The sequence below is a fragment of the Ruegeria sp. AA6 genome (assembly GCF_056542865.1).
The window spans coordinates 1-5,464 of sequence record NZ_JBQGAN010000059.1 but is presented as its reverse complement, the minus strand read 5'-3'; the positions used below and the strand labels follow the sequence as shown (position 1 = coordinate 5,464).

5 protein-coding genes are annotated in these 5,464 nt (G+C 48.6%); 2 read left to right on the top strand and 3 right to left on the bottom strand.

From position 1 onward, the window contains the following. Positions 1-73 precede the first annotated feature (73 nt). Positions 74-478 carry a GAP family protein gene (locus tag ACR0LN_RS23765; RefSeq protein WP_480433204.1) on the bottom strand — a complete coding sequence of 135 codons (405 nt, stop codon included), beginning with the start codon at positions 476-478 and terminating at the stop codon, positions 74-76. 334 nt (positions 479-812) lie between these two features. Here ACR0LN_RS23765 and ACR0LN_RS23760 point away from each other — a divergent pair, with 334 nt between their 5' ends. Beyond that, positions 813-2,321 carry a hypothetical protein gene (locus tag ACR0LN_RS23760; protein WP_480433202.1) on the top strand — a complete coding sequence of 503 codons (1,509 nt, stop codon included), beginning with the start codon at positions 813-815 and terminating at the stop codon, positions 2,319-2,321. 244 nt (positions 2,322-2,565) lie between these two features. Here ACR0LN_RS23760 and ACR0LN_RS23755 read toward each other — a convergent pair whose 3' ends face one another. Together ACR0LN_RS23755 and ACR0LN_RS23750 are read right to left on the bottom strand one after the other, a co-directional pair. Then, positions 2,566-2,817: a hypothetical protein gene (locus tag ACR0LN_RS23755; protein ID WP_480433201.1), complete on the bottom strand. Its 252-nt coding sequence runs from the start codon at positions 2,815-2,817 to the stop codon at positions 2,566-2,568. A gap of 89 nt (positions 2,818-2,906) precedes the next feature. Next, complete coding sequence (locus ACR0LN_RS23750; protein ID WP_480433199.1) at positions 2,907-3,347, bottom strand: hypothetical protein; 441 nt, start codon at positions 3,345-3,347, stop codon at positions 2,907-2,909. A 381-nt stretch (positions 3,348-3,728) separates the two neighbouring features. Between ACR0LN_RS23750 and ACR0LN_RS23745 the strand changes: the two genes are divergently transcribed. Next, positions 3,729-4,955, top strand: coding sequence for an adenylate/guanylate cyclase domain-containing protein (locus tag ACR0LN_RS23745; RefSeq protein WP_480433197.1), 1,227 nt, complete (start codon positions 3,729-3,731; stop codon positions 4,953-4,955). Positions 4,956-5,464 lie beyond the last annotated feature (509 nt).

Here is a 5,464-nt window from a genome sequence, read left to right as displayed (position 1 = left end):
TGGGAGCGCGTTTGCCAAGGCGCCGGTAACCCAAACAGTGGACGACTTTTGCTCCGCCCAATGGCAGACTTTCTCACCGCCGTTGACACATGGCAAGGTATGGAACGGCGACGGGCGCTGAAAGTAAACATAAAAAACTGCCTAGTTTAAGCGCCTTACTTGGCTTCTCGGGTAACCGCAAACCATTCTTGTTTCTTTTGTCATCAAGTGATTTTCTTGAGCGCAATGCAATAAAAAGCATCGCCACTCCAAGTATTGCTCCAAACAAATAGTCAAACTTTGTTGGAGAAAAAAAAGACCTCTCTATTTCCCTTTGAAGCAGTTCAATCAGCCAGTCCAGTCCGAAAAGTACTGCCAGTCCAATCGTGATGTTTGTGATCAAGAAGCCAAGCAATAAGAAGCAGGAATTTGTAAAGGGCTTGTTTGTTGTACAGAAAAACAGTATCGCACCAAATACGGTTGGACTAAAAAAGTCCAAGAATAAAGATCCAACCAAAATGCCCCAAAATCCGCTCAGATTGTGTCCTAGCCCCCTAAAACTGTGCAATTACACTGACCACGAGAGGGGGAGCTTGTCTAGGGTCAGGCTCATAACAAATAGATGACCCTTGCGGCGATACAGATTGCTTGAAACAGTCTCTATCGCAGTGAATTATCGAACTGAATCTGAAATGCCGATCTCAGGCATGGCGCTCACCTTCAAAAGGTTTTGTCTTCTTTGTTGCGCTATCCAGAGTATGCTACTTAGTTTTTCTGGCGCGGCTAATCCTAAGGTGTGACTCTTGCCCTTCGAAGTGAGTAAAGAAGAGATCTTGGAAGAACTGGAACGTATTGTTGGTTCGAGTGACTTCGCTGTTAGCAAACGCACCAGAACCTTTTTTGAGCATCTCGTCAGAAGTGAAATTGACGGCAAGGGCGAAGAGCTTCATGGCACTGCGTTGGCAATGGATGTGTTTGGAAGAGGCGCTGACTTTGATCCCAACACTGATCCCGTCGTGCGAACAGAAGCGGTAAAATTGCGAAAGGCGTTAAGCTACTACTATTTGACCTCAGGTAGCCAAGACAGGGTAGAAATAGCGGTTCCAAAAGGTCGGTATCGACCCACCTTTCGCATTCGAGAACCCTGGGCAACAGATACGAATTTGACTGATGAGAAAACGCCAAGGTTGCCCACGCTAGGCATTAGATCGTTCTCAGGATCAGAGTCTGTGCGCGCAATCTTTTTTCGCGATGGGTTGCCGGAAGAAATTGCATTAGAAATAGCCCGTTTCGCTCACATTCGGGTGCTAACAGGGTTTCGGGCGGAAGTCTCAAAAACTGAAACCCATGAGGGTCATAATTCGCTTGAGCGCTGCGACTATGTTCTGGGAGGGACAGTTCGCGAAGATGGCGAATGTTTGCGCGTAATTGTTCAATTGAAACGTCAAGAAACAGGCGACCTAGTTTGGTCGGAACGCAAAGATATCTATTTGAGCAACGCCAATGTTTTCAAAGCGCAGGAAGACATCGCAAAGCGCTGCGCAACCTACATTGCGGATGCATATGGGTTTGTTGCAACCGACGTTGGGAGGAATGCGCGAACGCGGCCTGCCTCTGACTCGAACGTGTATGAGGCTTTGCTGGCATTTCACACCCATCTTCGCGCAAATAGGGTCAGCAGCTTGGCGCAAATGATGGAACTTTCGCAAGCTGCTGTCAGGGAGAACCCAACCAGTGGATTGGCGCACGCTCTTTTATCATTTGGATATGTTGAAGAGGTAGGTGTTGGACAAAAAAGATTGAAGTCCGTTGTCGAAGATGGCCGAATTCACGCAGAGAAAGCATTGGCTTTTGAGCCGCAATGCCAGGAGGCTCTGATTGCCGCAGCCATTTATGCCCAATTGGATGAAGATAAACCAAAGTTTCTTCAATTAATTGATGCGGCAATACGGGCCAATCCAAATGGCGGTCTTCTGCTCGCTGTGGCCGGAGGATGGATTGCATATGTCGGCGATCCCCATAAAGGCGCGGAGTTGGTACGACAAGCGACAGATGCAAACCCCATGTTGCCAACTTGGACCAAGATTACCCTTTGCTTGGAAGACGTCGAGAAAGGAGACTTCAAAGCCGCTGTCAAAAAAGTATGCCAAATAGATGTGCGAGACTCTTTCCTTGATCGTTTGATTATTTCCGCGGTGTACAGCCTCGCCGGTGAAACGGGGCCAGCCCGGGCACAATTGCCAGAGACAAATGGCGACTTCACGATTGAAGAATATTTAAGCGATCTACCCTTCGCGCCCGGCGTTATTGAAATGATCCGTGCAGGGTTGAGGCGCCTTTGACTCGGTAGAGTTCTGGCCAATAACGGAAGAAGACAAAACTGCTGTTCTAAATATCGCAAAGTTGCGGGTAGCTGAAAGTATTGTTTATTTTTAGGCGCATATCGCGATTTACGAAGGTTCAACCGCTTTGTATCTTCCGGAATCGCCCAGCAATCTGTAGCGAATAGTGATGTTTGTGGGGTTTCTTGCCTGAGGTGGAAGACGTGTCTCTTTTCACTTGGTCGAACCTTCGCAATCCTTTGAATTACTTCCGATAAGAAGCCGGTTGGGTCTCAGTAGGTTTTTGAACATGCAGTGCATCGGCTTGCTGCTCAGCTGCATCTGAATAAAAGAAAAACTCATGGTGCACGCAGGCAAACCGCCCGTTGACCAGAAACTTTTCGTAAATTTGGCGGTGTAGATCACTAAGTTCGTCAGTCTCTTGGTAGAATTTCATCAGGTCTTTGGGTGGTATCGAAAGAACAATGTCCCAAGCTCGTGAGTCAGCGTTTTTCATTTTCTCCTCCATTCAACTTGTTAGCTGTAGAGCCCCTTAGACACCGGGTGCCTCTTTTTGTGGCGACCCGGTGAGGGTCGCAAGCGGCATCACTGCTGCTTGCCGGTTTGGTTCGATAGGTTCTTGCGCTTAATACCAATCACTATGGATTGCTCTCTTTTAACTTGATCGACAGCATCAGAAAGCAGGGAGTGTTCTGCGCTGCTTGCTGCAATCAAGTAATCAGTGATTTCAGGCAGGACGTTGTTCCACGTTGGGTAAGCCAAAGCGAACTGAGCAAAGAAGTTTGCCGTGAATTTGAACAACCGCTCCGCACTTGCCGCGTCGGATTCGCGAGCTGCCCAAAGTAAGGTTTCCCATAGCCCATTTTCGAAGGCGACCTGCGCCCTTGGAGCCTTTTGCAAGTCAATCTGAACTTGGTGCTTTCTGGCGAGCAAAAGTTCAGACGTACGTAAGACCAAATTGTGTGCCGCGGCCGTCGTGGCCGGGTATTGGTTTCGCAGCGTAGTTAGCAGATCAAATTGTGACATTTTTTCTCTCCACATTTCCAGTTCTTGCAAAATCAAAATGTGAAGAGTTCGCCGTTCTTTGGAGGTGTCCTACAGTAGTGCAACTGTAGTCGGATATTGGCTTCCATTATTTTGCGGGGCACCGGCAACTTAGTCCGCATTGCAGTCATTGAGCGGAATTGAGCGAACGTCTGCACCGAGCCCGAAGCGGGCAAAACAGATAACGTTAACAGCCTATCCGTTGAACCAATTGAAGCGATGATATAGCGTTTCGATCGGTGGTTCATGCTGTGCCAAGAGACTGGGCCTAAACGGATATTGGGACCTTTACAACGCGTCACCATCTTCTGAGGGGATCAGGCCACTTGGTGGGCTTTTGCGATGATTGGCCGGAGGTTTCTCATGTTTGATTTCATCCAGCGAACCATTGATCTCATGCTTTGGACTCCTCCGGGGATCGAGGGTAAAGAGGCGCGATATTACATGTTTCACCGACTGGGGCCGTGGGTGGCGAGTATTTCTCACGGTCTGTGGGCAATCACTTTCGCACTCAATGGCATAACCGTGATGGCGTACTATAACATCGCCGTGACGCTTTTGTTCACCGTATACGGTTTTCTTTGGCGGCATCGCCAAGGCCCTATGTGGTATGTCCACCTTCTCTATTTCGGAGAAATACCGCTGCATGCTTTGCTTGGTACGCTCTATGCAGGGGTCGGAGCAATGTTTTGGCTCTTCCCGCTTGTATCTGCCATTGTATGCCTAGTTACGCCGCAGTTTTCATGGGCGCGTAAAACAATGATCTGCACAGCGCTCGTTGCTTGTGCCGTCTTTGTCGGTGTACTGGCCATCACATCGCAGCCTTGGGTAATGATGCCCGACGTGTCTATTATTTTCCTCTTCGCCTTAAACACAATCAGCGTGAGCTCGGCATTGGTCTTCTATCTAGGAATTAATCAGTATCTAGTTGAAACCGCAGAAGAAGGTATGAAACGTGAATATGAACGAGCCGAGAAGTTGTTACACAATATTTTACCGGCCCCAATTGCTTTGCGTCTAAAAAACGGCGAACGCGTTATTGCAAATGAGCATAGAGAAGTTTCGGTTATCTTCGCAGATATCGCGAACTTCACAGCCGCGAGTTCGCGACTTTCAGCGGCAGAGCTTGTTGAGTCCCTGAATCTGATTTTTACTGAATTTGACAATTTGGCAGGCCGCTATGGCGCAGAAAAAATAAAAACGATTGGTGATGCCTACATGGTTGTTGTCGGGGTACCTGAAGACAAGCGCAACCATGCTGAAATCGCTATTGAGCTTGCGATGGAGATGCACAAGGCCGCGGTAGCGATCAGTGCGCACACGTATTTCAATGTTAATTTGAGAGTTGGGGTCAATTCGGGGCCGGTTGTGGCCGGTGTCATCGGCAAGCGCAAGTTTGCATATGACCTATGGGGTGATGCGGTAAATCTGGCGTCACGGATGGAAAGCCAAGGCGTGCCCGGGCAAATCATTGTCACAGAGAACACCGCCAAACTTTTGCCCGACCGTTTCACGGTGACCCCAGAGGGCATTCGCGACATCAAAGGTAAAGGTGAAATTCCGATATTTAGCGTGCAAACCAACACCTGAACGGACTTAGATCTTGTGAGGCAGATATGGCTGCTCCGGAGAGAACGATCTACTTGGACTACCTACAAGCCTAAGATCTGCCTTGCGATCTGCTGGCTTGACCGATTGACTTAACAATCCTTGTATCGCCCCAGAATGGCCACTTCAAAACCATTTGAACCTGCCTATTGGAAGAAAGTAGCGGCAGCACTTATGCCCGCCAGCGAATGGCAAGATTGTCCGCATTGCGGTTGTTGTAAAATGGCCTCTCGAATGGCAGGTTTCGCAAACACCGGGTGATCGGTCACACTATAACAATCTGCGAACATCGCTGAAGCGGTTTTATGTGAAGCGATCTCTGGTTGAGTGATAGCCGTTCAATGAACAAGTACGAAAGGCTGCCTCGCGGACTTTATTGCCATTGGATCAAAGTCGGCTATGCGGAGATAGTGTTGAAAAAGTCCGTTGATTGGTTTGCCTGTCGCTGATTCACTCGATTTTGAGAGTGGAGGTGCGGTGATGATGGGACC

Excerpts from the sequence above, each read along its gene's own strand:
- ACR0LN_RS23755 (WP_480433201.1), bottom strand. The coding sequence starts at position 2,817 with ATGAAAAACGCTGACTCACGAGCTTGGGACATTGTTCTTTCGATACCA.
- ACR0LN_RS23750 (WP_480433199.1), bottom strand. The coding sequence starts at position 3,347 with ATGTCACAATTTGATCTGCTAACTACGCTGCGAAACCAATACCCGGCC.
- ACR0LN_RS23745 (WP_480433197.1), top strand. The coding sequence starts at position 3,729 with ATGTTTGATTTCATCCAGCGAACCATTGATCTCATGCTTTGGACTCCT.